The organism is Aestuarium sp., assembly GCF_023253315.1.
Classification (GTDB): Bacteria; Pseudomonadota; Alphaproteobacteria; order Rhodobacterales; family Rhodobacteraceae; genus Marivivens; species Marivivens donghaensis.
On record NZ_JALRGW010000178.1, the window covers coordinates 1 to 620 of the forward strand.

1 protein-coding gene is annotated in these 620 nt (G+C 60.2%); it reads left to right on the forward strand.

Annotation, left to right across the window (positions count from 1 at the left end; all coding sequences use genetic code 11):
- The coding region (locus tag AC1QQ2_RS14890) for an acyl-CoA dehydrogenase C-terminal domain-containing protein (protein ID WP_479713730.1) at nucleotides 1-620 on the forward strand (620 nt) is incomplete at both ends.

The following is a 620-nucleotide window of genomic DNA, read 5'->3' on the forward strand; positions in this document are numbered from 1 at the left end:
GAAGAAGCCAACGACTGGGTGGAGCTGAACACCCCGCTGGTCAAGGGCTATTGCACCGACATGGCAGTTGAGCTGGGCAGCATGGTCATTCAGGTCTACGGCGGCCACGGCTTTATTCGCGAGCATGGTGTCGAGCAGATTCTGCGCGACAGCAAAATCCTCTGCCTCTATGAAGGCACCAATGGCATTCAGGCCATGGACCTGGTGCGCCGCAAGCTGTTTCTCAACGAAGGCCGTGCCGCCAAGCGCTTTTTTGCCCTGGTTGGCAAAGCCGCGGGCGACGCCGCACCAGAGTTCAGCTTTATTGCGCAGCCGCTGAAAAAAGCACTGGCGGATTTGCAGGCCGCCACCGCCTGGATTTACGACACCTTTCGCAGCAAGCCAGAAGAAGCCGCCTTTGGCTGCTGCGATTACCTGCGTGCGTTCAGCCTGGTTTACCTCGGCTACAACTGGCTGCGCATGGCCCAGGCCGCGGCGGGCGCGAGTGACGAAAACTTCAAGGCCAGCAAGCTCACCACTGCACGCTTTTTCGCCAGCAAGCTGCTCACGCAAGTCACGCCGCTATGCGAAACGGTCAAGAGCGGCTCAGGCGACTTCATGACCCTGCCCTCGGCCCAGCT